This is a genomic window from Paenibacillus marinisediminis (assembly GCF_054343325.1).
On record NZ_JBTGUH010000005.1, the window covers coordinates 284,309 to 310,245 of the forward strand.

Sequence of the window (25,937 nt, forward strand, 5' to 3'; positions counted from 1 at the left end):
TGTCGATTAAACTCGCTTCCGATAACCGTGAATTGGTATTTCCACCATGTGCTCCGATACTGGGATGTCCAGTAGCGCGCACATAAGGGGCGCGAGCGCCAGTTGTGGCAATTGTTGAACCGTATAGTTGCCTGGCTCAAAATGATCCCCGATTGCGATGAGACCTACGTCCCGCTCCGCTTCACCTGTCCCTCCGTGATGACCATCGGTATTCATACCGTGGTCAGCCGTGATCAGAATGTTATAGCCCTCCACCTTCCATTGCGGTAAGAGCATCGCCAGCAACTGGTCCATCTTGAGCGCGGCGCCGCGATACTGAGCGGAATTGGAGGTGAACTTATGACCCATATCATCGATATTCATGGAATGTATGTACAGAAAGTCAGGATCGTACACTTGTCTCAGATGCTCCGCATCCGCTAGCAGATGAGAGTCCGGGTAGTGATCCTCAAAGTAAAACATCCCATGCTGAATAGGCATGTTCTCATCATGCTGAATGCGGTCCGTGAGATAATCGAACGGTGCCTGCTGGTACAACTCACTCACCCAATAATATGCGGCTGCGGCCGTTTTCAGCCCATGTTTACGCGCCAAATGAAAGACGCTCGGAAACGTGGATTTTCTGACAACTGAATTGGCCGTTATGCCGTTCATCCAACTTGGCGTACCGGTAAGCAGCACCTCATACAAAGGACGCGACAGACTAGGAAGCTCAGACTTTACCCTGTATAGCGCAGCCAGCTTCTTCTCCAACAAATGGTTTACATATCCCATCGAAGAGACCATAACGTCATAACGAAGCCCATCCAGCACAATAACGATCGTCTTGCTCATAAAGGAAATCTCACCTCTGTCCTTATAGTAATGATGAAGACCTTAAGTTGATTCCTTTGATATTACGCTCGTTATTTCGGGTCTAATACACTTAGTGAATGATTCACTCCAATAAAAAAGACACCTGCGCGGTGTCTTTTCAATTCAATCCGTATTCTTCTAAAAGTGAATGATCCTGTCCTCGCCGGCACCTACACGCACCAGAACCATTTCGGAGCTGGCTAGATCGACTGTGATAATGTCGAACACGGTTTCCGAAGCCGTCCCCTCTATCCTCTCTGGTGAAATTTCGAACTCCTTATGTGTATAGGCATTATTCGTCGAGATCATCTTCATTCCGTCTCTCTCTATCGATTGGTCGTAATGAACATGTCCGAACATGCTGGCGATCACCTTCATAGAGCCTTGCTCTGTGAAATCAACGGCGATGTCGTATGCAAAATCTTCATTCCCGCCAGTCGATGCGGACGTATACGGAACCCCGTCATGGAAGGCGCGTATGAGATCCCACATGGCCTCGCCATTCGTAACGCCGATATCACTTCCGTACACATCGTCCAGCACCAATGAGACATGTGAAAAGATGAGTACATGCCACTGTTCCCGGTCAGGCATGCTGCTAAAATCAAGCGCCTTATTCGCAACCCAGTTCAGCTGTCTGTTGGAGAAGAGATAATCCCATTGACCATGATATGTCAATGCGCCTTCAGGTGTCGTCACATACGGAATATCAATGCAATTAAGCACGATGACACGCGTTCTCTTGGATGGAATGTCCATGTAATAATACAAGCCAAATTCATTGCCCGTATCGAACGTCGCTCGGCCTTCTAATTGGCGAAACCCGTATTCGTACAATTCGGAAGGAAAGATGACATTCTCCGTACTGTTCGACTTGTTCATACAATCAATGATGGAATTATCGTCATGATTGCCGTTGACGGTTAGTAATGGTACGGGGGTGCCACCCAAACAGCCCAAGATTTCCTTCTGCGCGGCGACTACCGCATCCTTACCCCCATTTATGCTTAAGTCCCCTCCGCATACGATAAAATCTAGAGGAAGTGTCTCCGCAAGACGCTGAATCGCTTGCGCCGCATATAACTGGTTGCCGCCGAGGGTATGATGCGGGTCGGTAATAAAGATGAAGTTCAACAATTGATCGTTTTGCTTGGCGGCTGTCTTTTGCAACGCATGTTCAATCATTTCCGTATAATACGCCGGCATTGTACTCATCTAATCCACTCCCATCTTACTCTAGCTCCTGGATCTCATATACGCCCTTTATAAATTGATAAGTCCAATCGTATAGCTCTCTGTGCTCAGGATTCGTGCTGCGAGCGCTGTCCAGCAATGAAGTGTTCCCTTGATAATACCCTCTCAAGGTATTCGTCATATAGCCGTACTTAACGCCTCCGTTCAGGTACTCTATATACCTGCGGCGATATGCGGGATCCTCATTCATCCTTTCATCGCATTCCATCTCGACGCCTACTCCATATAGCTGGGCCAAATAAGCCGTATCTTCTATACGCTCTTCCTTCGTACCGTTAAAGAAGTGATTCGGCTGCAATACGACAGCATCGAATCCCAGCTCTCTCCAGTCAAAGCTGCGTAAGCCGTAGAAAAATGGAATCCAGAAGAAATGCAGGCCCTGTTCATGCACGAGCTCACTCATATAGCGGATCAGGCTATCTTCCTGCGGGATGTCAACACTTACGCCTTCGCTCAGCCAATAGATGCCTGAAAGTTCCAAATGATCGTAGCCCTTCGAGCTCCATCTGGTCATGAGTTGATCCATATACCAGCGCATCAGCATCTTCTTCATGGCAAGCTCTTCCGCCACACTGAGCGGACCGCCATCATAAGCGGCTAATTGGCCATCCTTAATCTCGAACGAGGAGCTAAGCGTGCCTGGGTTAGGCAGCATGAGTACGACTTTCATACGTTTATCCGATTGCTCTAGCTGTGCAGCCGTCTCTTTCACCGCTTCATTCAATTGATGAAGATCACCGTCATCACCAAAGGTTTTATTGAGATACCATTTCCATTCCGTCTCGATCACCGCGGTTCCCGTTTCAAAGCTGAGTCCGGAAGGACTCAACAATCCAAGATATAACACGCCGTCAAACATCCAATCGACAGACTTGCCCTGTTCATCGACATAGCTGATATAAGGGATGATGTTATCCTTCGTCCATACTCCATTGCCGTTGGAATAATGTCCATTGTAGAGCAGCACCAGGTCATGGATGCCAGCCGTATGTTCTCCCGGAGCCATATACCCGGACAGATACGATTCTGTTCTGCCCGTTTCATCCGTAACCGCGTCTGTTCCCCATACCTCCAGCTCACTAGCCATGAGATTGAGATCGGCTGTAAGAGTTACCTTCAAGTATCGTGCCGCGAAGGACTTCGCTTCCTTATCTCCCGTACGCAGGCCATCCGCTTTACCGTCCCATACGTAGAGCTGGTCATGCGGCGGACCGGCATGCCACATTGGCTTCCGGGTAGGAATGTGAGCGGCAAGCTCCCATTCCTGTCCGTCCGCGGATGCAAATACGGATACGGTAGCCGGGAAAAACACCTTCTTATCCGTATACTGCAAGAACCGGATTGCAACACGCTCAATCGATTTCTCGTCACCAAAGTCAAGGATGATTCCGTGTGTAGTCCCTTCTGAGAAGCGAACCCACCGTGGATCATCCGGGTCCAGTTCCGCCCGTTGTCCGTCCGTCAATAGCGTTTGCTCCAGGATCGCCGCTCCTCGCACCGAATCTAATTGATAGGGCAAGCCAGCCGCTAGATTGCGTTGTAGCATTTTTATCATCCCTTCATCCTCTTAGAAGTCTTACGTCCCTTTCTATCCAACAATACCTGAACGTTCTACGCTCTCGACAAACTTCTTCTGCAGCAGCAGGTAGAAGATGATCAATGGGATAATGACCAATACAATACCCGCATTGAGTCGGTACGAGTTCAGAATAGGCTCAGAGCTGTTTAAGCCAAGCGTACCTGGCAGAGCTGACAATTGCATGGACAACACGGATGATTCCGTTAAGAACATGGATACGTAATAGGTATCGCTATACTGCCATACAAACGAGAACAGCACGACGGTTACGATAGCTGGCACCGCATTCGGCAGCATAACGCTTCTGAATGTTCTGAAAGGTCCCGCTCCATCTACTAGGGACGCTTCTTCCAGCTCATTCGGCAGAGACCGGAAGAACTGGCGGAATATAAAAATATAAAGTCCGTTCTTAAGACCAGTCGCTGTCAGGTACGACAAGATAAACGGCCACTGTGTATTGAGCAGATTAAGCTCAGGCTTACCGGTCAGCAATTCGACTAGTCCTAATAAATCGAAATAGCGATAATGCAAATAAGTAGGAACCATAATCGTTTGCGGCGGCACGATAATCGTGAAGATGACCATCACAAACAGAACGCTGGATCCCCAAAATTTCAAACGCGCAAATCCGTAGCCCGCCAGCGCACATGAAATGGTTTGCAGAATAGCCGCCATAGCCGCTATGAAGAGCGTGTTCATCAGCGACCCCCAATAATTCATCTTCTCCATAACGTAGATGAAGTTATCGAATGACACATGCTTAGGGAACCAGAAGATCGTCTGATCAAACATATCCTCTTGTCCCCGAAACGCAATCGATATTTTGAGAAGAATGGGATAAAGGATAACGTAGCTGATTCCAACTAGGAGCACGGTGCGGAATATCTTCCACAGCCATTCTTTGCTCTTATTCGACACTGCCGGTAAATGTCTGTGAACTGATTCCGCAGCCTGTTCGACCTTCTCGGTGACAGAGAACTCTTGCTTACGAATCATAGTAGAACACCCTCTTTGAAATAATGAGTGTAAACAAGCCAAGGAGCACCAGTATAGTAAGGAAATAAACCCAGGACATGGCCGCGCTCAATCCAAAGTTGTAAAGCCTAAAGGATGTGGTCTTCAACAAGCCTGACATCGGGCTATTCAAGAAAGAGTCAATGATCGAATAGATGGTGTTTGTCAGGATGAGCGGTGTCATTTGCGGAAACGTAATTTTCCAGAAATTCTCGTACGCCGTCGCTCCTTCAATCCGCGAAGCCTCATACAATGACGGTGATATGGATTGAAGCCCTGCTAAAAAGATGATGATCTGCACACCAGAAGCACTGATGATCTGGTAGATGCGGTTAACCGCATCTGAGAGATAGTGGATCAATCCAGAGGGGACGCCCATCTGGAACAGAATTCGCTCCAGCTCGAAATTCTTCAAAGCTGTCAGCGTTCCGCTTGCACTATCCGCAATCGAGCTTCCCTGTGCGGCTTGGCCCATGAAATCCGCCCAATCCAGACTTGATATTAGTCCTGTTGAGATAATGACCGGCAGGAAGAAGATTGCGCGCGCAAACGAGCGTCCTCTGAACTTCTGGTTCAATATCGTAGCTATGAATAAGCTGAAAAAGATAATCAAGGGTACATTGATCACCATATTAATTACCGACTCATACAGCACTCGATTGAACGTCGGATGAACGGTAAAGACTTCAATATAGTTAGCCCAGCCTATGGGATTCAGCGACAGCCCCGTCTCCCCCATCTTCAGATTGCTGAAGCTGTACTGAAGGGATTGGAGCAGAGGAACTGTAAATAAGAATACGAAGCCAAGGAACCAGGGCAGGACGAACAGCATGCCCATCATTGCCTTCTTGCGCGATAAAGTTAGGCGAGATTTACGCATGTCAGTTTCCTCCTACCTTATAGCCCAGTCCATCTATCGATATGCCATCGACGGAAACAGGCCATTCGTTATAATTCACGTAAATTTTAGTGCCGTCCTCATAGGTGGTACAATACACACGATCCGACAGTTCTGAATGTCCGGTTATCGTCATATGCCGCACCCCTTTTAAGGCCTCGTTGACTTCTTGATAGGTTTGAACTGCTTCATCGATCCAATTTTGATAATGATTCGCATACAGCATATTGGCGGTCGTCTTCGTCAGATCTGTACCCTTCTCATATATCCAGCGATAATACACGTTGCTGCCGGTTTCAATTGCCTTCAGTACATTCATCCGACTCGACTGATCCAACGCTTCATTAAATGGTGCGGCGGAGATATCCACGTAGCCATGCAGAACCAGTTGATAGAAAGGAACGGCTTCATCTGTGATGTTGATGCCGTTGTTGCCGTTAGGCGCGTTGACAACCGCCTTCACATACGGAAGCGTGTACGCATTTCCTCCGCTAACCATCAGATCTGGAAATGACTGCTTCGCTTTCTCCAGCTCCATTTCTACGATTGCAGCGTTATGTTGACGTGTCGCAGGTCTGCTGTTATCAAAGTTGGAGTTCAAGTCTTCTCCCAGATCGCGGAAGGACAATCCTGTGACAGCAGTCTTGCTCATCTGCTTCGTGAATGATTCCATCAGATCTGGAAGCCGATGCTCAGCAAGCGGGTAATAAGAGAACAAATCTTTTATGTGCAAAAAGGTTGGCATATCAACATCATAGACTGAAGCTGGCAGCTGCGACATGTACTTGATCGTATCCTTGGATGAGCTGAAACCAGCTCCCTCCTTATAGATCCGATTAAACGCCGCATCAGGATACACGCTGACATTGCGCTTAGACGCCTCCTGTACGAATCGGTTGAATTCCTTTGCACTGCCTACGGCTCCATCAAAATCTACCTTACCTGGAGCGGAGTGAAAGAGCCCTCCGTTGAACCAGCCGCTGTATCGAAGCTTTATCGCATCGATCTGCTTATCCTGCAGCTGAGTGATAATATCCAACGCTTGATCATATGTCGTCAAACCTTCCACCGCGTCATAAGGAACACCGAGAAATGATCTGAATGTCTCTGTTCCGCCAACCAATTCCAGTGTGAAAGGTGTGTTCGGCTGCGGCTCCAATGGAGTCAAGCCATGGCGATCAACCAGATAATTGCGGTACATCTCGGCCATCCCGGCATAATTCGCTTTCTCGCCATGAAGGAAACCATAGCTGACTATAAGGTCCCCCTGATATGGATGCGTCTGACTAACAACGTTGGAGGTTGATTTACCCGCACCGGTAATAACCAGGTTGTCTTGGCTCTTCAACGTAAAGCGCGGAGCCACGATATTGTAATCGTGGAGTCGGCCGCTTACATCCGCCTTGATAGTAGCTATCGCATCCCCCTTCTCGATGATCGCAAGCCAAGCATCGTCCCCTTGCTTCATGCCATATACCGGCATCCGTATCGGTTCCAGCACATTCAGCTGTTCCGTTGGCATAATGGCTTGATCAACACCATATACAGGCGCGATATAAGCCGGAGAAGCGGTCTTGCCGTTGTTATTGTGAATGAGCGCGCCTGAGCCATCCGGCACAAACATATATCCCGACTGTTTGCTGTCCGCCGCCCCGAACATTTCCATCACCGTTATCGTTTGAATCGGCAATGACCCAAGCTGTTTAATGTCGGCGCTGTTGATCCGAACGTTCAGACGATCACCGGCGAGCTTGAATTCAACCGGAAGCTCATACTGCGCAAACTCTTTCGAACTTCCTCCTTCAGCACCGTTCTCAGCTAAATCATAAGCAAGGTCTTCCTCGGTATATCCGGCCTCGTCTAGAATCGCCAATACCGAATTGATCGCAACCGAGCTTATTTCTCTGCGCGTGTACGTTTCAGTTGCCTCATCGTACTTGAAACGCTTCTTGATCTCCGATTGCTTCTTCGTATCTGTCAGCTTGTTAAGAATCTTCTCCTCCATCCGACTCTTGCTAATCACCATGGGGATTGAATCCAAGCCGCGCCCCATCACTCCGATGGTATAGGTCGCCTTCACGCCGTCTTGGATACTTTCCAACTTCACTTGACCTGCCTCGACACTGTCCGAGAAGCTGTTCATTTCCACAGGCTGACCATTCTTTGTTGTAGTGGTGACGCTGAAGAGTGCGGACAGCTGCTTCTTATTAGCTCCCGAGGCAATCGGGTCATTCTCGCGTCCCTCCGGGTTAGAACGCCATATCTTGCCGCTATCCTTATTCTTGATGGCAATCTCTGTCGTCTCCCGGTTCATATACAAGACTAACTGCTTTGTCTCAGCTTCCTTCGTAAAGCCTGCCGGCGCAGCTTTAGGATCGGGCTTCCAATCAGCCTTTGCCTCATCCGACATGGCGCTCACCGAGGCAAGGTCTGCGGACATCCGCTGTTCAGCAGCCGCCATGGCCTGTTGATAGCTGTCGTCATTCCGTTCGAACAGCAGCCATATGACCAGAAGCAGGAGACATGCCGACACCGCGGCAACTATGAGGATTATTCGTTTGTTCATGGCTCCACCTCGTTAACGTAATGACAATTCCCTATAGACTGTTGTCGCGAATATGACCAACTGCTGTACCAAGCTGAAGAACAATAACGTCAAGAAGATGATAATTCCAATCACGACAATCGTAAGCAGCATCGTGATGACTGTTTTGAGCGGTGTATATTGGTGCGCTGTCATCGTGCCGACAAACAGCAAGCCGATAAACCATAGCGTGGCGATCGATTCAAACATTAAATAGAAGGCTATCTCATCTATTGTAAGGAACCAACTGAAAACCAGTTGAATCACGGATACCACGAGCAGCGGCAGCATCGAGTAGCCAGTAGCGATCACGATATCCTTAAAGGTGCCTTCACCGTCCATTAACGTCGTTAAGGACCAGTTGGCAATACACCAAACGAGGAATGGGATGATGATAAAAGCGGCTTCCTGCAGGCTGTTCATATATTGGCCGGAGTCACCGTATATAAGAAAGCCGGAATAGAAGGCTCGCATCACATTCATGAAGGCTAAACCGGCAACAATGCCGAGAGCCACCCACACTTTGCCTTTCTTCTCATACTTGAGGTCCCAGAACATGGAGAACGGCCTTATGCATGTGCGGAATGCCAGTCTGATCGGACCTCCGTCCTCAGCCGTCAAACGCGGCAGCCGCTTCCTCGCGAATAGAGCAGCCGCGATAAACAGCACGACACCTATAGCGATGTAGGCAAAGTTCTCCCACATAAATTCCTTGCGATACATGCCGAAAGCACGGGAATAATAAGGGAAGGACATCCCTGTTTTAAAGCTTTCTATAGCCTCTTTGCTATCGCCGGCCTCCAACTGCGCCTTACCGATACCGACATGCGCCAGCTCCAGGTTATTGTTCAGCTTAGATACTTCCGTCCATAGCTGCGCCGCATCTTTCTCGCGGCCCTCTTGATAAGCTGAAGAGGCATCCAGCAGCAGGCTGCCGTACCGAGTAGGTGTGAATACCGTAATTCGACTCAGCGCCTGGTCGAGAACCAGCACGTTTTTGCCGGCCCATTCCACCGCGACAGGGGCGCGAAAGTTACCTAACTTATCCCCGACCTGACCGAATTGGAACAGCGGATTACCATCATCGTCATATACAAACACCCTGCCTCGTTTGGAGTCAAGCGCTGCATATATCCCATTTTCATATACGGAAATGGATACGAAGGTTGAGCTTCCCTGAATACTGCCTGCCTTCGTATTGCGGTAATCACCAATAACCGGGAAGTTGTTGTCTTCCCGCAGCACATCGATACCAGATGGATTCAAACGCTTTACCATCTTGGTCTTTATGCTGTTCTCCGACGTCGTTGCATAGATGAAGCCATCCTTGTCAATGTCTAAGTTGTTGAATTCAATCGGAATGAACAATGCCATCTGCTCACGCTGCGCGTCGGTCGAAAATCGCTTCCAGAGCATATCGGCCGCATTGAATTTGACATCATTTCTTCCAGTAAAGCCAGTGAAGACGCCGTTGGCATCGTATTCCACGATCCCGTCATATACACCCTGGCTAATAACGAATAATCGGCCTGCTCGATCGGAAGTCAGCTTGGTTGGTACCAATTTAAAATCTTCCCTTACCACATCAGCTTCCGGTGCATTCACGATACGAATCAGCTTACCCTGTTCATCCAGAATAACGACCCTGTTATTGCTCGTATCCGCGACATAAATATGGTTCAGTCCATTCACGAACACTCCACGCGGCTGGTTGAATGTATCCTTGCTGCCATTATTCATAAAGGAATCGATGATGCGAGTTTGCTTCCATTGCTCATTCAAGACCACGATGCGGTTATTGCCTGTATCCGCGACATAAACTGCCCCATCCGGCCCTACAAACAGATCCTCTGGACTTTTAAACTCTCCGGCACCTGTATCCTTACCGTAAATAACGGTATCTGGCAGATACGGCAGAGGAGCCGGAGCTGCTTCTCCATAGCTCGTATACTGATAGCCGTAGTAGGGAGCGGACGAGACCACAGAACCGAACGGCAACGTAAGGATGAGCATAGTAAAGACCAATTTCCATAACCGTTTCATTGAGTCGTCCCACCTTTCAATCCTTCATTCCAGAGGTAGACATCGTCTGAATGACATTGCTCTGTGTAATGAGGAAGAGGACAATCGGCACTGAAATCATAAGCAGTGTCGCCGCCATAGAAGGTCCCGTTCTGACGATCCCCCCCGACAATATCTGACCTAGCGCATAGTCAATCGTCTTCAATTGTTCACTGTAGATGTACACCTTGCCTGAACCTCCGCTTCCCCACAGCCCTTGAAAGGAGAAGATGATGAGCGTCATCCAAGCCGGCTTGACCATGGGCATCACAATCTTCCAGAAGATTCTCACTTCGCTGCCTCCGTCGATTCTCGCAGCTTCAAGCACACTGTCCGGAATCATCTGTTCCATAAACTGCTTCATGAGAAATAGTCCGAGCGAGGAACCGAAGGCCGGGATAATGACAGCCCAATAGCTATCCAGAAATCCGAGCCAAGACATCGTCATGTAGTTCGGAATCGCTGTAACGTTCGCAGAGAACATGAGCGATAGTACAACGAACGTAAACAGCACTTTCTTGCCTGGAAATTGCTTCTTCGCGAGCGGATAAGCGGCAAGCGAAGCGAGAATAACATGCCCCGCTGTTCCAACAACTGCGATAAAAACGGTATTGAATATATACCGTGTATAGGGGACCCAGAACGCTGCCAGCAGATGATAGAGATCCTCGAAATTTTTCAAAGTCGGATAACGGACGAAAAACTTCGGCGGGAATATAAAGATCTCATCGATCGGCTTAAACGCGTTGCTAATCACAAAGACTAGCGGCATCGCCATAAACACTCCAACTGCAGACAGCAGCAGGAACAACAAAATATCTACAGGCATAGAACGGTTAAGGCGCTTTCGGCGAAATCGAAGTAATTTCATCGTTATTCACCGACTTTCCGCAGCAATTTTTGAACGATCAGGTTCGAGCTGAGCATAATCACAAACAGTACAGTAGCGATTGCGGATGCGTAGCCCATCTCGAAACGAATGCCGCCGTAATCATCTAGATGCGTTACAATCGTATGGCCGGCATACTGAATGCTCGGGAAGCCCGCGATTTGCTTGGATACTTCCGAGATGGCGAAGGAAGCTGTAATCTGAATGACCGCTCCGAACATAAGCTGCGGTCTCATGGATGGCAGAGTAATATACCACAATTCCTGCCAGCGATTGCGAATACCGTCAACTGCTCCCGCTTCATACAGTGTCTTATCCATACCTTGCAGACCGGCGATGAATGCGAGAAAGCTCGTTCCTAAGCTAAGCCACAACTGGACGATAATTAGAAGCGGCAATATTAAATCTGTTCTTGTCGACCACAAGATAGGATCCGATATAAAACGATTCTCCAATAGAAACGCGTTGATATAGCCGTACGAATCGTCTGAAAAGAGCAGCTTCCATACGATAAAGGCGCTGCCTGACAAGGATGGCGCATAAAAAACGAGCGTTACGAACGCGCGCACTTTTGGAGACAGCTCGTTTATGAGCCATGCCAGTATGAAGCAGGCAATGTAGCTGACCGGTCCGGTAATGGTCGCGAGTATGATCGTATTTTTAATAGCGATCAGAAATACTTCATCCGTTATAAACAGCCGAGCATAGTTCTGAAGCCCAACCCAATCGGGAAATTGAAGCATATTAAAGTCAGTGAAGCTAAGCAGCATGGACATTAATACCGGAAATACAGTGAACGTGAAAAAGATTAAAAAATACGGCGCCAGCATGAAGTAAGATTGCCGGTTCAATCTCATCTGATGAAGCAGCTTGCCTGTTCTTAACTTCAGACCGCGACGCTTGGCTTCTGCTTTTGGTTGAACCATGTTCATATTTCTCGACCCCTATTCAGCGATCGGCAGACCAAATTCCCGCCGTTTAACCGTGATTTCCTGATTAATGATTCGCACATAGTCCTTCAATGTCTCGCGCGGATTCGATCCGTGGTTCAACACTTTGAAATAGGCATTGTTCAAATGACGCTGCGTCGAATATGCTCCCGGCACATCCGGCACACCGCGCACCCACTCCATCTGATCCATTAATGCGTTGATATCCTTAACAGGCCATGGAAGCTCTTGAAGCGCTTCCAGATTTGCTGTCGGATATCGTCCCGAAGCTCCCAGTATCGCCTCCATCTCCCTTCCGTAGGCTAGCTGTGCTTCCTTGCTAGTCCACCAGTCGATGAATTGCCATGCCTGCTCCTTGTTTTTCGCCGATTTGAACATTACAGAACCTTTTGTACTCGTTACGGTTTCTCGATGAATCTTACCATCACTGTCCTTATAGCCGGGTATCGGCATAAAGCCCCATAGTCCTCGAATCTCAGGCGCGAATACAGCCAACGAATTATAGGTTGTGTAATCGGCAATACCGATCGGCATCTCACCGACACGGAAGCGGTTAAGGAAGTCAAAGGTTTGCGGTGCCTTGTAATTCCGGTATAGATCCGTCCACTGCTTAAACGCCTGCATCGCTTCTTCCGAATCCAGCGCCGACTTAATCCCGTCACCCTCATAATAGCTGCCGCCGTTCTGGAAGAGGAGCGTATCCATGGTCAATTGCGGTGTCAATCCGATATTCATATGATGCTTGTTCAACACAGGGATCAAATCGTACATATCTTCCCAGGTCTCAGGCATCTCGACTCCGAGCTCATCCAGCACGTCCTTGCGATAAAACAGCATCGGGAATGTCTGCTGTTCAGGGATCGCATAGATACCGCCGTTAAATTGGAGCGGAACGAAAGCTTCTGGATGGAAGCGTGATTTCACCTGTTCAAAGGTATCGAACTGCGAGAGATCTATGATTGCATCCCGTATAGCAAAGTTGACTACCTCACCGTGCATAAGGGCTACGTCCGGACCCGAGCCTGCTAACGTGGCAGGAAGCATGACAGATGGATCAACAAGCTGCAAATTGACCGCAATTCCCGACTTCGGCGTGAACTCTGTCTCGATCATCGTCTTGATAACCTGCGCCTGATCTCGTCCTCCCGTGATCCATACTTCCACTGCATCATCGCTTGCCGCACTCGATCCCACACTGCTGTAATCGGTAAAGAAGGAATAGACGAATGACTTGCTTTCGTGCCATACCTTTTCATACCAAGCAGCTTCCGGATCAGGCAGCTCGGTACCGTCAGAAGTCAATAGAAGATAATCAACTTCCAGCGGCAGCTCCTTCGCAGTCAAGATCCATGTACCTAAAGCAACGATATTGTTCTTAAATGAACCTATGCGATTCACGATAGACTCCGGATCCCTGGCCAGCTCGCTCAATTGAAACTGGAAGGTCTGGATGACAGCTGTTCGTTCGCCAAGTCCTCCAGACATTCTCTCCAACTCAGTGACGATAGCATGGAGCTTATCTGCATGCATCTGGAATTGCTCTTGCAGATCCGGTATCCGTTTCGTCATCTGATAATCGCGATAAGGGTCTGGTGAAGCCCCCGTAATCATGATGATCTGGCGATACAGCTTGTTAAGCTCTAGAATCGATGATTCCACTTGACTCAGAAGAGGCTTCATGTCGCCCAGTGTCACTTCAAGCGTCAGCTGATGCATGCCCTTCTCGAGGTAGAACCAATACGGCTCTTCCTCGCCGCCGACCTCCATCATCTCCCAACCGGAACTTGGCTCAAATATGACCTGACTTGCTTCCTTGAATGGCACCTTGCCATCAATCGTCAGCCTGCGAGGAACATTTTGAGACTTAACGAGGTTCTGTCTATACTTAATGGCGATCTTGTACAGACCATCCTCCGGTGCTTCAATGCCCCATGTAATCGACTGACCAGGCATACGCCAATTGTTTCCGCCGATCGTGTTCAGCCGGATGGCACCGACATCATAAGGCTCAGTTGCAGGGCTGGATCGATCTGATGTTGGATACAATGTCGGGCTCGATGTATAGATCGGCTGTTCACCTTGTATCTTCAGCTGTATGCCTTGTTTCTTCTCGTATCCTTTATCAGTAAAGACCTGCTCCCATTCCGCATATGTCAGCACTGGCTCCGACTTCTGAATCTCAATGTAATCAATAAGCATGGGCTCTCGTTCCGACTTCAGGGTTAGAACATGCTTTCCTGCAGTAAAATAGAAAGAAAATGGCTCATCTACATAGCCATCACTATCCTGAAGCTTCATATCGCGCCATGCCGGCTTCTCTACCTGCGATGGACGAAGATCGTTTCCATTCATATCCTGCTTGATGGAATCTTGCTTATTGCCCCAGATACGAGGGAATAACATACGATCCGCCTCTTTAAACGGCGACTCTCCGTCGATGAGCAGCTTTCTCTCAATGGATTCATTTCTTCCCGCCACTGGATAATAACGAAGCGCGATATCATACAAGCCGCTCTCTTTGACATCAAACTCCCAGCTTATTTCACCAATTTCATCAGTAAGTACCCCATTTGTACCGTCCATACTCATTGGTTTAGGAGTCATCTCTGCAGAGCTCTTATACTGCTCTCCTTCAAGTCGAATAGTCGCCTCAGGACGCGCCTCATTCTTGAATCGATCCTCATAAGCGGCATATGATCGCGGATCCGTTAGTGCAATGCTAGCGTCGCCGTCTGACTTCTGCTTTACTTCTTCTTCCTCAGCAGAGCTATAGTTTCCAAGCAGCAATACTGAAAAGAGCAGTATCGCTAGGACGACGAATATCACACGGTTGCTAATAACTCTAGCTCTCATGCATATCCCCCTTTGGTGTCAGCAAAAAGGCTCTAATAAACCGGAGCGGAACCAACATGAGGTACCATGTCCGCTCCGCCCGCCCATTCGATCCGATTTACAACCTTGTTATTCTGCCGCTTTTATCAAGCCTTCCAATACAGGTTTAACCTTCGCCATACCTGTTTCAGGAGTCTCTTTTCCTGCACCGATGTCGTTCCATGTTTGTCTGATTGTAGCTCCAAAGTCTGGAATACCGCCCCAAGATACCAAATTAATATAATCGGCCATTTTGATACTATTTTGTAAGCTCTTCTCATCAGCGAACTGCGCTTCTACCCAAGCGTCTACTTCACCTGCTGGAGGTGCGGTTTCGAACAAATAATCAATAAACAGCTTTACTGCATCCTGATTAGCGCCCTTAGGCACCCACCACATGCCTACAGCATCTGTGGAGTACACGTAATCTTTAGCTTTTGGTCCTTTAGGGTAGAAAATAAAGCCGTAATCATCACCGATACTGTTTTTGATGCCTTCACCTTCCCAGAACTCGCCATAGCGCATCGCGATATTGCCTGTATTAAAGGAATTGATATAATCATCCCAGTTGCCGTCTTTATTAGGCTTAACAACCTTATGAACTTGGTACAAGTCGTTAAAGAAGTGAAGCGCTTCCATAGCCTCGGGATTTTCACCGTCATAAACAAGTTTGCCGTCTACGAACTTTGTTATGTCCGCTCCATTCGAAGCTATCAAAGCACGAGTAAAGCTGTTCGCATCGAGGGCTATGCCGTATTGATCAAGCTGACCATCACCGTTTGTATCTTTCGTTACCTTCTTCGCAATGTTGAGGAAGGAATCCCAATTCCATTGGCCCTTCTCCATTAGCTCTTGTGGATCTTCCAGCCCTTCCTTCTTAATGAGGCCGCGGTTGTAGTATATGCCTGAGCCTCCGCCAAGACTTGTTGTGAAACCGTATGCTTTACCGTTATAGCCGCCAATATCTTTCATTTTCGTAGGCCACTTCGGATCATTTACATCCAAGAAATCACTGATTGGTGTCAACATATCGTTCTTTACCATTGCAGGAATCGCACGATTGGTTTCAATCAAAAAGATATCAGCAATTGGTTCGCCTGCCATTACCGAGGTCACAACTTTATCGCCAATGTCATTCCAAGTTGCTTGAACATGTTCAAATTTCGTGTTGTACTTGGTTGACATTTCCTTTTCCAGCGCGATCTTCTTCTCACCTAATTCTGAGCCCGCTTCACCGAAAGGAAATCCCCAAGACATAACGCGGATTGGCTTGCCTTTCATGTCGATGACTACTTCTTTAGGTGGTTCTGGTTGCGGATCCGGCTGCTTATTATTGTTCTCCACTGCAGGCTTATTATCGTTGCCTCCAGCCTGATCTACTGGCTTCTCACCGCCACCTCCGGAACAGGCTGTCACTAACATCATCACTAACACAATGGATAGTACGGAAAACCGCTTCGCTTTTTTAATCACAAATCCCAACCTCCCAATTTGATATGCTGACATTCAACCATCACACAGATACGGCTTGGGCTCTATACATGGGTGTGAAATTATACCGTATCCAATAAAGCATCATGAGCAGCATCCCCCCTTTCAAGCGGTTCAGTCCTAAAGACTAACTCCTTCAATTTACTACCAAAAACATCCATTATACATGTAAAAAAATATGAAAAATAAGGAAAATTGTTAATTTTGTAGAATAATTTCTTTCGAAATTGAGAGTGATATTGAATATATCCTCCAAAATACTATAAAAAAAACACCCTTGTTACTCTGATGGTTATCGTTTTTGTAAGCGCTTAACAATCATAGTAACATGGATGTAATTTTTTTCATTTCACTATTGTATAAAAAAATTGGATTATCGTACGATATTGCATCTTGTTATCGTATGGCTTGCTTTCGATAGTAAGCCGGAGAAAGCCCCGTGTATTTTTTGAATATTCTGCAAAAATAGGGCAGATCATTAAAGCCCGCAGAATAACATACCTCCGTTACTGTTAATTCTGGCTGTTTTAGCAGTATGGTTGCATTTCGAATTCGAAGGTCGGTTACATAGCGGTTGAACGTCTTGCCCGTCCATTGTTTAAACAAATTGCACATCGTCGACCTCGACAGCATCGCGATTGAGCAGACGGTTTCCAGCTTTAAGTCTTCATGATAATTCTGATGAACATATTCGACTACTTTATTCATTGTGTCCTTGTATTTTTCCGTTTTCTCGAATCCAGCCTTGACCAATTCCCCATTCACCTGACGAATTAATATCGTTAATAAACGCAGTAAATTAGCTTTTAGCATCAACTCGAAGAAGGGAGAACGCCGCTCATATTCAGCAAGCATCTCCTTCATCACATGTTCAATTGTCTCCTCCATTGTGTCCTCTACTGCAATTTTATATCGTATACCGCTCTCCATATGCAGAAAATTTCTCAAAAATCCCATATCAAAAAAAGACGGATCAACAGGCATCTCTTCTAATCGCTCATTGATAAACGACGGCATGAACTCACATGCTAGAATCTCGACATCTTGTTCTGGAGCAATATAAACGCTGTGTAATGTAAACGGTGGAACAACCGATATAGTGCCTTTCACCATCTTATACTCTTGATTATTTACCGTATGCGTAAATTCACCTTTGGCCACATACCAGATCTGAAAATAGTCATGGAAGTGAGTCCATAAGCTTTGTCGAAGCGTAATCTTATACATTTTGCACGATAGATTGTTCAGCATTTCCATCTCAGAGTTGAAGTAGACATATCCCACACGCGTTAGCTCTTCAATATCTATGTTCATCCATTGAGCATTCAATGACATTCGCTCCTTCGCTTATAATAGAGATGATATTCAGCTTCGAGGAACCTATAACTTCATATATTATTAAAAAACCGTTCAAGAATACGAACGGTTTAAAATGTGTATGAAATAGACTTATCCTAATAATCAATATATTACCATAATTTATACCTATCATTAAACTTCTATCTTTTAATCATTTATACTAATAGTTGATGAAGCTGGAATTTACATAAGGGGACGTGAGTCAAAATGCTATCTGTACATACACTAAGCAAACAATATGGTAACCACATCATCTTAAAGCAGATCTCATTCTCCATTGAACCTGGACAAGTTATGGCCTTAATCGGACGTAATGGCTGTGGCAAGAGTACGTTATTGCGGATCTTAACAGGACTGACTTCACCTACACAGGGGAAGATAGAATGGCAAGGAAGCTTTCAGAATAGACGGATCGGTTATGTGCCAGACCGCTTTCCAAAGCAACGATTAACAGCTGCAGAATACTTGACCTCTATGGGGAGCATTCAAGGAATCTCGCAACCCGCATTGGAGCAAAGGATCGACGAGTTGCTAAGCTACTTTCATATGATGAATGCTAAGCATCAACGGATGGGGCACTATTCCAAGGGAATGCTGCAGAAGATCAACGTCATTCAAGCTCTGTTGAGCACTCCTGACTTGCTTCTGCTAGACGAACCGCTGTCGGGCTTAGATCTGCTGTCCCAGCAAGATATGATCATGCATCTGCAAGGCTTGAAAGAGCGCGGAGTCACGATGGTGATCGCCAGCCATGAGCCGGAAATAATCTCAGGGATCGCGGATCGAATCATCCGTATTCAAGATGGAGAAGGCGTTGAAGAGGCTGTACATATCTATGAAGATACTTCGGCGATGTACCATATTTCATTTATACCTAAGAATCCTAATTGGAATGAGAACTTGCAAGGTTATGAGCTTATGTATGAAAGCAGTGAGAAGATCAACATTCAAGTGAAGCAGCAGCATAGCAATCTGATCCTGCGTCAGTTGATAGATCGAGATTGTCAGATTATCGAGGTATGGAAGGAGAGCGATTAAACTGCCAGTTCCAACGATTCGTTATTTGCTGCGCAACTATGCGCGTTCTAATCGTTATTTCCCGCCGTGCGCACTGTTTCTCATGTGGGTGATGTTTCAATATTCGATACAACCGAATCCGATCTTGGACAGTCTGACCGTAACTGCAGTGTTGCTCCTCTTCATATCGGCATGGGTGAACTATAGTTTCTTTGAGACAGAGGATTCCGTACAAGAGCACATTACCATTCTTCAGATTGGAAGCGTTAAGAAGTATCTATTATGTAAAATAGCTGCTAGTTTACTTGTCAGTTTCCTTCTTAGCCTATTTGCAGTCTTGTATCCGCTGCTCTTTAACAAACTCGACGGAGAAGTAACTATATCCAATCTCAGTATGGGTTGGATTGCTCATATGGAATTCGCGCTGCTAGGCACAGCTATTGCCGCCTTGTTCAATTCCAGGCTAGTTGCGAATACAGGCACTGCACTGGGCTGCATCATCATTATACTTATCGTATCCCTTGGGCAAGGAGCCATTCTTCACTTATTACCGAGTGGATGGTCTTTCATCCAATGGCTGCTTCCGCCCGTCTATCCAATCGTTCAATATATGGCGAATATGGAGACTTACTCAAGTTTGCAAGGACTCTTCTTCTTCGTCTATCCGCTTCTGTATGCCGTAATCTTGATCGTGGTGTATGCTCGATTGATGAAGAATAGAATGTAAGGCGCAGAAACCGCTCACCTAGTCGATGAGACTGGATCAGCGTTCTTTTTATCCGATAGCACATACAGTGACTGCAAGGTCGTATGACCCGTGCTTGAACGGACACAGATGACGCTATTTGCTTCAAAACTAGCACTAAACGGCTTATTCGGGTCAAATAACGGCTCTACTGTCCGCTAGTATGGCGAATTAGTGGTGTTTGCTGCAAATAGCGGCTCGTGTGTCCGCCCCAGCTCATGTGAGGGCTGAGGCGTTAAAAAGTGACGTCTCAGACGCCACAACCGCATCGGCGAGTCGAAAAACAGGGGGCTTTCCCAGGTAGAAAAAATCTACTATTGGGACAGCCCCACCTGTTCTTACATATAAATAGCAATCACATTCAGTCCATCGGTCAGAAGCGCATCCAACTCATGACGCTTAATACGCATGCCGCCCTGACGGTAGCGGTTCGCCGTTTCGAACGAAGCGGCTTCTTGCCCGTTAATCGTGATACCTCTGTCAGCTTGCTCTGCAAGATGATATTCGAATTGAACGGGATGTCCCATAAACGTGAATTGGAACTGCAATCCCTCTAGCTCCCGCGGCAGCACCGGATCGATGACGAGATCGCCGCCCTCTTGTCGTATTCCAAGGCAATTCGAAATGAGCTGATTCATATAAATTCCTGGGCCGCTCGAATATATTCTCCAACCGCCCTTGACGGGTACGCTCCCCTCACGCAGCTCGCCAAATCGGCTCTGGGCCTCGTAACGGGTGTTGAACTTACCGTCTGAGCTGCTGAAGTAGGCATTTCTTTGTCTAAGCTCGGCATTCGGAACAGCATCCCGAAGTCCGACCGGATTGATGATATGCAGCCCGTTCCACACCTCGTCCACTTTGCCCAGCTTAGCCATTGCTTCTATATAGCGGATGTGGGCATGAACGTATTGCAAGCCGATTTCCCGTCCGAAGTTGGCTGCCTGCTCCGCTCGCTTGAAGTGCGTGCTGACGCCGCCCTCATAATGGGCTGGCCGATTCATCAGGCGAACTCCGTCCGGGCAGAACAATTCTCGCTTAATCAGCTGATAATGATCTTCCGCCTGCTCCTCCGTGAGCAGCTCGCTAATCATGCTGCGAGTCATCGGAAGGAGACGGTATTGAATGCCCGTCTTCGTATCTGTAGGATGCACCATCAGCTCCGCTTGTCCCGGTTCCTCCATATAGACGAATCCCGGAATGACGCCGGTCGGCAGCATATAGCGGTTAAAGTCTTCACGGATACCCGATGCCAGTTTCCTTATCTCAGCCGCGACCGCTTCGTCGTAGTTCACCAGAGCTTCGGACAATTGATTGAATACTTGATACGTCAGCGCCACGGTCCAGCTGCTCGCCATATATTGTTTCAGCTTCGCATTAGCAGGCTGGAGCGTATCATCCCAATCCCCGTCCCCATACGAAGACAAATGCGTATCGTGCAGAAAATGCTGCTTGATATATTCGATCTCCTTGTTGGCGTGCTCCAGCAAAGTTGCGTTCGTCTCGGTAAAGCCGAGGCCTCCCCGCTTCGAATACGGCACCTCTTCTTGCAGGATGCTATAGTCGCCGGTCACGCGAACATAATCACTCAGTACCTTAAGCGGCCAGACGATAATGTCTCCGTGGCTCTCGTTCTGCTGTATCCGCCAATAATGGTCGAACATGAACCATTGCGGCCAGTTCCCATCGTCCTCAAATTGATGTGCAAACACGGTCTTGATAATTTCCCGTACTTGATCATATTTCTGCGTCGCCATAAAGTATTCCGTCGGTCCTTGGCAGACGTCGCGAGTACCCCATGCGGCTCCGCTATACTGTTCGAGTCCGTGCGGAACGGAGTAATGAACCAGCATGTTATGGGTATACCACCAGGCGAGCGAATTGAACTTATCAAGCTCAGACTGCTTCTCCCTATCGCGGTGTGATAAATGGAAGCCATTCATGACGTCCTTATAGAAAGCGCGATAACGGGAAATTTCAGTCTCCGCATCCAGCTCCCGAATCGGCTGATGCTCCCCCTTAAGCAGCCCTTGCATCATCAGCTTCCATTCATGGCTCGCACTCAATTGGAGCACAACTAGCGATGCCGATCCCGACTGCACGTGATTGGCCAATACGGTTTCGTCAGCAACGGTCCCATCCGCACCAGCAATGTCCATGCGATAGCACAGATGCGGCAGCGTGCCGCCGCTCTCCGATGAGGCATCCGCATGGAACGACAGAACCGAGCCTTTCTGGTCCAACTGATACGGCACATCGTATTCATTGCTGTTCATCGTGATCTGATTCGTTACGATAAATCGGTACGATATGCCGCTCTCGGAACGGACGTGCAGCTGCAATTCTGGTGTATCCAACGCCGTGAAGTTGGTAACAACGAGCATATCGTCCTCCGTCTTGTAGTACCAGCGGGCATAGTTGAAGCCCATCTCGAACATGGACGGCATCGTCAGCAATCGGTATGTGCCGTGCTGTTCCACATAAATACGCTGTCCTGACGTCTTCATCACATTGAGAGCGTTGCGGGCATTGGACATCCATTTGTTGAATGAGGTGTTTCCAACCACCACTTGAGCATTGAATAAACCGTACATATATGAAGTAGTGGTAAGAACCTGCTCATTCAGACGGTCGTTGTGTCCTGTCATAAGGATGTGACCGTGCGGCCGTTCAACCCGCAGCTCCTTCGCCTTCAGCACGACATGTTCATGCGTTTCTGTGAAGAAGGACAGCAGCTCTTCGCCTTCCCATTCCTCTTGGCAGCGCCTCGGGAAATAACGGTTCAGGTCTTGCGAGGTCAACGCTTCCGTACGCAATGGCGCTCCGATGTGCGCTGCCAGGGTTACCTTGTCCACACTTTGACCCGCAGCTGCTGGCTGTGCGTCCACCTGCTCCCACGCGTGCAGCACTTCTTGTCCATACTCCAACGATGCAATTGCCAACGGGTGATCCGGCTTGATCAGCCCATAAAATACGAATCGTGCCGAACTATGTAGACGAATTCGCTCCGACTGCAGTGCTGTATAAGCGAACTCATATTGGTACACTTCATTATTCAGTGTATCCCGAGTCAATGCTTCGGGCTCATTCGTTTCCTTGTAAGACAATCCGAAAAATTGGAATCCATCCGTCGAATAACCGACCACTTTCGTCAGTGCACCCTGCTGCATATACGGGAATCCAGTGGACTGCGGTTGATTCTGACGGGAGCAGACTGCGTACCCGCGCTGCTCGTGTTCATACACGGCATGGTCAACATATTGGGCTACATACGATTCATTATTACGAACGGCGCCTTTATTCGCGAGACCGATATCCTGTCCATAGATAACGTCCACGATCTCGCCGTCGCCGTTGATCGCAACGTCCCAGAACCAGATGCCGTGCTGTGTAAGTGTAAATGTGACCGTATACCTGATCCCTTCTGCTTCACCTTCCCATATCACCTGGGAGTCCGTAAACCGCACTTCACTCTTAGAACGTATGCCCACCATCGGTACAACATGAATGCTGCCGTCGCGGTGAATGCGCAAGTAGATATTGTTCATGGATCCGTCAAGCGGATTGGATATCACTTGGTTCACCATCATGTCGCCATGCATAATATCGCGGATATCTCCGCTCTCCATAAACGTAAACGTTATGTTGCCTGCTTGAATCGGAATCAGATCTCTTGTCGTCGTTGTCATGATGTTCCCTCTCTTTCTCTACTCCATCAATGTGATTCGAAGCTCTTGTACTTCCTCGCAGTTCAGAGTGAACGATACCTTAAGGCATTCTCCTGACTTCAGCCCGATTGTGTAAAACGCTTTCAATTCCTTCAACGGCCAAACAACAGGTTCACCTTGCGGACGCCCATGCTGACATACTGATAAACATTGGCGAAACGTTTCAACTGTCCTAATTGGAATTATAATGTTCTTTCATTTTATAGTCAACTATTGCTATAAATGCGTTTTTATTGTAATTAATATGTTCAATGCTAGATAGAAATTTAGTTTTCCTAAGGTCAAAAATTGAAACATTACACTTATATGCGGTTAAATAGCGGCATAGAACGCCCTTCTAAACATTCACACACTCCTTAACCGCACCATGATTTAGGTCTTTTAACCTTTGTGAAACGTTTCAACTCAATTGATTCGAATCTTACACCAAAATGATAGTGTTCCTCCCAAAAGTTCCTTATTTTACTATCATGGACGAAGGACAGTTGTCCACCTATACAAAACAAAACTTAACTAAAGTCCTTACTGAGTGGTCGAAATGGATGTTTGTCAAGGGGGTGGCTAGTTTTACCTCTAGGATTACAAAACAGGAATTTGTATACTATTATAGTTGCACCTAAACAGTAGAAAAGACCGCATTTCATCAGGAATAGCAGACATACAGGACAGGCCCGCAAGGCAGATCACGTTCTGCTAAGTATGCGAAACTTCGACACATGCGTGTACCTGACGAAATATTACATCTAGACTTTGCAAAAGAAAGGAAGCTTGTATATCAATGAATGACAAAGAAGCTAAAAAGCTGCGATGGTATAATATCGCACTAATGGCCTTCGTGTCCGTATGGGGATTCGGCAATGTTGTCAACAACTATGCGAACCAAGGTCTGGCCGTAATTACTTCGTGGATATTAATCATCGCACTCTACTTTATACCGTATGCGTTAATGGTTGGTCAGCTCGGATCCACCTTCAAAGATGGCAAGGGCGGCGTCAGCAGCTGGATTAAGGAAACGATGGGCGCTAACATCGCCTACTTTGCGGCATGGACTTACTGGGTTGTACATATCCCGTATTTGGCTCAGAAGCCTCAATCTATCATTATCGCACTTGGTTGGGCAATTACTGGTGAGGGGACACTCGTTAAAGAATTCTCTACGATAACGCTGCAAACCATCACTTTGATTATCTTCCTGGCCTTCTTGTGGATCGCATCACGCGGTATATCCTCGTTGAAGCGTATCGGTACGATAGCAGGTATCTCGATCTTCGTGATGTCGCTCTTGTACATTGCACTCGCGGTCACAGCGCCAGCGCTCACAGGTGTTCAAGTGGCTACTGCGGATATGTCGGTATCATCCTTCATTCCTGATTTCAACTTTGCATACTTCACGACCTTGTCCATGCTTGTGTTCGCAGTTGGCGGAGCAGAGAAGATCTCGCCTTATGTCAATAATACACATAATGCGTCCAAGGAATTCCCGCGCGGTATGCTCATATTAGCAATTATGGTCGCGGTATGTGCGCTGCTCGGATCATTCGCAATGGGAATAATGTTCGACTCGAACAATATTCCAGCCGACTTGAAGATGAATGGACAATACTATGCGTTCCAAACTCTTGGTGAATACTACGGCATCGGCAATTCATTGATGATTGTATACGCTCTGGCTAATACGTTGGCGCAAATCTCGGCGTTGGCATTCTCGATCGATGCGCCGCTCAAAGTGTTGCTGTCTGACGCGGATGAGCGCTATGTTCCACGCACATTGCTTAAGACAAACGAGCGCGGTACGCCTGTGAATGGTTATATCATGACAGCGATATTGGTTGGTATTCTGATTATGGTACCTGCGTTTGGTATCGAAAACATGAACACACTGTTCAACTGGCTGCTAGATTTGAACTCTATCGTTATGCCGATTCGTTACCTGTTCGTATTCTTGGCATTCATGGCCTTGATGAAGATGTCTGATAAGTTTGTTTCTGATTATAAGTTCGTCAAAAACAATAAAGTTGGCTTCGCGATCGGCTTATGGTGCTTTGTATTCACAGCTTTCGCTTGCCTTATGGGAATGTTCCCTAAAGTCCCTTCATTCACGAGTGAATGGTACTTCCAGCTCGCGTTGAATGTCGTGACTCCGTTTGTATTGCTTGGTCTCGGTCTCATCTTGCCAATGATCGCAAGACGTAACCGCAGCTAATTCGAACGTCAAGCATGATACTTTGAACCATATATCCCTTGGTACTCCTAGGTGGAGCGCCAAGGGATTTTTTGTTCTCGCTCGAGCATGCCGCGATGGCACATACGGGGACAGCAAGGTCGTATGACCCGCACTTGAGCGGATACAGGGGCCGCTATTTCATGATTTCGGGGTATTTTTTAAGGGCTTGCGGACACAGATGACGCTATTTGCTTCAAAACTAGCACTAAACGGCTTATTCAGGTCAAATAACGGCTCTACGGTCCGCTAGTATGGCGAATTAGCGGTGTTTTCCGCAAATAGCGGCTCCTGTGTCCGCTCCCGGTCCTTGTAGATAGAACTAGGAATGGACAGCCTTAAGCTCGCCATCATCGAAAAAACTATCTCAGATATGGTTAAGGATATTAACATCTATTAGAGTTAATGACCTTATTTACGCTTT

General features: G+C 47.4%; 16 protein-coding genes. 3 read left to right on the forward strand and 13 right to left on the reverse strand.

Translation table 11 applies throughout. The features are described from left to right. Positions 1-6: 6 nt before the first annotated feature. From ACXX53_RS14040 to ACXX53_RS14095, 12 genes are all read right to left on the reverse strand, one after another. Positions 7-834, reverse strand: a complete 828-nt coding sequence (locus ACXX53_RS14040; RefSeq protein ID WP_458569272.1) for an alkaline phosphatase family protein — start codon at positions 832-834, stop codon at positions 7-9. Between the two features lie 159 nt (positions 835-993). Next, complete coding sequence (locus ACXX53_RS14045; RefSeq protein WP_458569273.1) at positions 994-2,070, reverse strand: metallophosphoesterase family protein; 1,077 nt, start codon at positions 2,068-2,070, stop codon at positions 994-996. Between the two features lie 16 nt (positions 2,071-2,086). Beyond that, positions 2,087-3,664 carry a DUF4855 domain-containing protein gene (locus tag ACXX53_RS14050; protein ID WP_458569274.1) on the reverse strand — a complete coding sequence of 526 codons (1,578 nt, stop codon included), beginning with the start codon at positions 3,662-3,664 and terminating at the stop codon, positions 2,087-2,089. Positions 3,665-3,697: 33 nt separating this feature from the next. Continuing rightward, positions 3,698-4,684 (reverse strand): carbohydrate ABC transporter permease, encoded by a 987-nt coding sequence (locus ACXX53_RS14055; protein ID WP_458569275.1) that lies wholly within the window; start codon positions 4,682-4,684, stop codon positions 3,698-3,700. Beyond that, a complete protein-coding gene (locus tag ACXX53_RS14060; protein ID WP_458569276.1) occupies positions 4,674-5,582 on the reverse strand; it encodes a carbohydrate ABC transporter permease in 909 nt (302 codons plus the stop codon). Before ACXX53_RS14060 ends, ACXX53_RS14055 begins: the two co-directional genes overlap by 11 nt. Position 5,583: 1 nt before the next feature. After that, positions 5,584-8,166, reverse strand: a complete 2,583-nt coding sequence (locus ACXX53_RS14065) for a DUF5696 domain-containing protein (protein WP_458569277.1) — start codon at positions 8,164-8,166, stop codon at positions 5,584-5,586. A gap of 12 nt (positions 8,167-8,178) precedes the next feature. After that, positions 8,179-10,227 carry a YIP1 family protein gene (locus ACXX53_RS14070; RefSeq protein WP_458569278.1) on the reverse strand — a complete coding sequence of 683 codons (2,049 nt, stop codon included), beginning with the start codon at positions 10,225-10,227 and terminating at the stop codon, positions 8,179-8,181. A gap of 16 nt (positions 10,228-10,243) precedes the next feature. After that, positions 10,244-11,116 carry a carbohydrate ABC transporter permease gene (locus ACXX53_RS14075; RefSeq protein ID WP_458569279.1) on the reverse strand — a complete coding sequence of 291 codons (873 nt, stop codon included), beginning with the start codon at positions 11,114-11,116 and terminating at the stop codon, positions 10,244-10,246. Positions 11,117-11,118: 2 nt separating this feature from the next. Next, entirely contained in the window at positions 11,119-12,066 is a 948-nt protein-coding gene (locus tag ACXX53_RS14080) for a carbohydrate ABC transporter permease (protein ID WP_458569280.1), read from the reverse strand. A gap of 12 nt (positions 12,067-12,078) precedes the next feature. After that, entirely contained in the window at positions 12,079-14,937 is a 2,859-nt protein-coding gene (locus ACXX53_RS14085) for an extracellular solute-binding protein (RefSeq protein WP_458569281.1), read from the reverse strand. Positions 14,938-15,045: 108 nt separating this feature from the next. Next, positions 15,046-16,428, reverse strand: coding sequence for an ABC transporter substrate-binding protein (locus ACXX53_RS14090; RefSeq protein ID WP_458569282.1), 1,383 nt, complete (start codon positions 16,426-16,428; stop codon positions 15,046-15,048). 414 nt (positions 16,429-16,842) lie between these two features. Further along, entirely contained in the window at positions 16,843-17,781 is a 939-nt protein-coding gene (locus ACXX53_RS14095; protein ID WP_458569283.1) for an AraC family transcriptional regulator, read from the reverse strand. A 231-nt stretch (positions 17,782-18,012) separates the two neighbouring features. Between ACXX53_RS14095 and ACXX53_RS14100 the strand changes: the two genes are divergently transcribed. Then, on the forward strand, positions 18,013-18,843 hold the full coding sequence (locus ACXX53_RS14100) for an ATP-binding cassette domain-containing protein (protein ID WP_458569284.1): 831 nt from the start codon (positions 18,013-18,015) through the stop codon (positions 18,841-18,843). 25 nt (positions 18,844-18,868) lie between these two features. After that, complete coding sequence (locus ACXX53_RS14105) at positions 18,869-19,549, forward strand: hypothetical protein (RefSeq protein ID WP_458569285.1); 681 nt, start codon at positions 18,869-18,871, stop codon at positions 19,547-19,549. A gap of 356 nt (positions 19,550-19,905) precedes the next feature. Here the strand turns inward: ACXX53_RS14105 and ACXX53_RS14110 are convergent, their stop codons facing one another. Then, positions 19,906-23,253: a GH36-type glycosyl hydrolase domain-containing protein gene (locus ACXX53_RS14110; protein ID WP_458569286.1), complete on the reverse strand. Its 3,348-nt coding sequence runs from the start codon at positions 23,251-23,253 to the stop codon at positions 19,906-19,908. A gap of 817 nt (positions 23,254-24,070) precedes the next feature. On the opposite strand from ACXX53_RS14110, the gene ACXX53_RS14115 reads away from it, so the two are divergent. Further along, positions 24,071-25,495: an amino acid permease gene (locus ACXX53_RS14115; protein ID WP_458569287.1), complete on the forward strand. Its 1,425-nt coding sequence runs from the start codon at positions 24,071-24,073 to the stop codon at positions 25,493-25,495. Positions 25,496-25,937: the final 442 nt, after the last annotated feature.

Bases quoted from the DNA above. Each gene is read 5' to 3' on its own strand.
- ACXX53_RS14040 (WP_458569272.1), bottom strand. From the start codon at position 834: ATGAGCAAGACGATCGTTATTGTGCTGGATGGGCTTCGTTATGACGTT.
- ACXX53_RS14045 (WP_458569273.1), bottom strand. From the start codon at position 2,070: ATGAGTACAATGCCGGCGTATTATACGGAAATGATTGAACATGCGTTG.
- ACXX53_RS14050 (WP_458569274.1), bottom strand. From the start codon at position 3,664: ATGATAAAAATGCTACAACGCAATCTAGCGGCTGGCTTGCCCTATCAA.
- ACXX53_RS14055 (WP_458569275.1), bottom strand. From the start codon at position 4,684: ATGATTCGTAAGCAAGAGTTCTCTGTCACCGAGAAGGTCGAACAGGCT.
- ACXX53_RS14060 (WP_458569276.1), bottom strand. From the start codon at position 5,582: ATGCGTAAATCTCGCCTAACTTTATCGCGCAAGAAGGCAATGATGGGC.
- ACXX53_RS14065 (WP_458569277.1), bottom strand. From the start codon at position 8,166: ATGAACAAACGAATAATCCTCATAGTTGCCGCGGTGTCGGCATGTCTC.
- ACXX53_RS14070 (WP_458569278.1), bottom strand. From the start codon at position 10,227: ATGAAACGGTTATGGAAATTGGTCTTTACTATGCTCATCCTTACGTTG.
- ACXX53_RS14075 (WP_458569279.1), bottom strand. From the start codon at position 11,116: ATGAAATTACTTCGATTTCGCCGAAAGCGCCTTAACCGTTCTATGCCT.
- ACXX53_RS14080 (WP_458569280.1), bottom strand. From the start codon at position 12,066: ATGAACATGGTTCAACCAAAAGCAGAAGCCAAGCGTCGCGGTCTGAAG.
- ACXX53_RS14085 (WP_458569281.1), bottom strand. From the start codon at position 14,937: ATGAGAGCTAGAGTTATTAGCAACCGTGTGATATTCGTCGTCCTAGCG.
- ACXX53_RS14095 (WP_458569283.1), bottom strand. From the start codon at position 17,781: ATGTCATTGAATGCTCAATGGATGAACATAGATATTGAAGAGCTAACG.
- ACXX53_RS14100 (WP_458569284.1), top strand. From the start codon at position 18,013: ATGCTATCTGTACATACACTAAGCAAACAATATGGTAACCACATCATC.
- ACXX53_RS14110 (WP_458569286.1), bottom strand. From the start codon at position 23,253: ATGACAACGACGACAAGAGATCTGATTCCGATTCAAGCAGGCAACATA.
- ACXX53_RS14115 (WP_458569287.1), top strand. From the start codon at position 24,071: ATGAATGACAAAGAAGCTAAAAAGCTGCGATGGTATAATATCGCACTA.